Source organism: Nocardia kruczakiae NBRC 101016 (assembly GCF_001612965.1).
Lineage (GTDB): Bacteria > Actinomycetota > Actinomycetes > Mycobacteriales > Mycobacteriaceae > Nocardia > Nocardia kruczakiae.
The window spans coordinates 1-1,282 of sequence record NZ_BDBL01000098.1 but is presented as its reverse complement, the minus strand read 5'-3'; the positions used below and the strand labels follow the sequence as shown (position 1 = coordinate 1,282).

The following is a 1,282-nucleotide window of genomic DNA, read 5'->3' as shown; positions in this document are numbered from 1 at the left end:
TGAGGTTCCCCCGCTTTGCTGGAGGGCGGGGTAATCAGGTTCCAGCCGGAACCGGGTGATGGTAGCTCGCCTCGAACTCATCGGGTGATCGCCAACCCAGTTTCTTCTGGATGCGCTGGCTGTTGTACCAGCCATCGATATAGGCGAACAGGGCGTTCTCGGCCTCGTCCCGGCTTCGCCAGGCCCGGCGATAGACCAGCTCGGTCTTCAGGGTGGAGAAGAAGTTCTCCATCAACGCGTTGTCGTAGCTGTCGCCGACCGATCCCATCGACTGGGCGATCCCGTTGTCGGCCAATCTGTTAGCGAAACGAATCGCTGTGTAGGTCGAGCCCCTGTCGCTGTGATGAATCAGTTCACCGTCGCGGATGTCTCGGCTCCAAACCGCGAACTCCAACGCACCGAGCACCAGTTCGGTGTCGCAGCGGTCCGAGGTTTTCCAGCCCACGATCCGGTTGGAGAACGCGTCCCGCACCGCGGCCAGCCAGAACGCGCCCTGACCACACGGGATCCTGGTCGCGTCGGCCACCCACAACCGGTTCGGTCGATCCGCAGTGAAGACCCGTTCGACCAGGTCCGGAGCTGGCGCGGCCCGCGGATCGGCCCGTGTCGAGGCGATGCGCCACCGTTTCCGCAGGAAAGCGCCTTGCAACCCGGCGCCACGCATCACTCTCTCCACCCGTTTGCGGCCGACCGAGATGCCGCGGCGGGCCAGCATCGCGTGCACGCGTGGAGACCCGTAGGTGCCGCCGGAGCTGGTATGGATATCGACGATCTCGGCCAGTAATGCTTCGTCGGCGATCTGCCGCGCTGAGGGTTGTTCCAGGCGTTTGCACCACCAGTAATAGGTCGACGAGGCGATGCCGAGTACCCGCAATACGAGCTCGACCGGGTGCCGGCTGTCCTTGACGAACCGCACGATCACCTCCGGGTCTGGCCGAGCTCCGAGGCGAAATAAGCGCTCGCAGAACGCAGGATGTCGTTGACCCGCTCCAACTCGGCGACCTGTTTACGCAGGCGCTTGTTCTCCTCGGCCAAATCCGTGTCCGCCGATTCCGGTCGCTGACCAGTGTCTGCTTGGCGGATCCAATTCCGCAGTGCCTCGTGATGCACACCCAGTTGCTGGGCGAGTTTGCGGATCGTCGGTTTCGGGTCCGACTCCAGATACAGCCGGACCGCTCGAGCCTTCAACTCGTCCGGGTACTTCTTCGGTGCTGCCACGCGGGGCTCCTTCCCGGTCCTATCGGACCATGCTCAGAGCCCTCCAAGGAAGCGGGGGAACCTC

2 protein-coding genes are annotated in these 1,282 nt (G+C 63.7%); both read right to left on the bottom strand.

All coding sequences use genetic code 11. From position 1 onward, the window contains the following. Window positions 1–34 precede the first annotated feature (34 nt). Complete coding sequence (locus NK1_RS33170; protein WP_063015159.1) at window positions 35–916, bottom strand: IS3 family transposase; 882 nt, start codon at window positions 914–916, stop codon at window positions 35–37. Between the two features lie 2 nt (window positions 917–918). Continuing rightward, the gene (locus NK1_RS33165) at window positions 919–1,218 is read right to left on the bottom strand and encodes a transposase (RefSeq protein ID WP_063015157.1); all 300 of its coding nucleotides are present in this window, start codon (window positions 1,216–1,218) and stop codon (window positions 919–921) included. Between the last annotated feature and the right edge of the window lie 64 nt (window positions 1,219–1,282).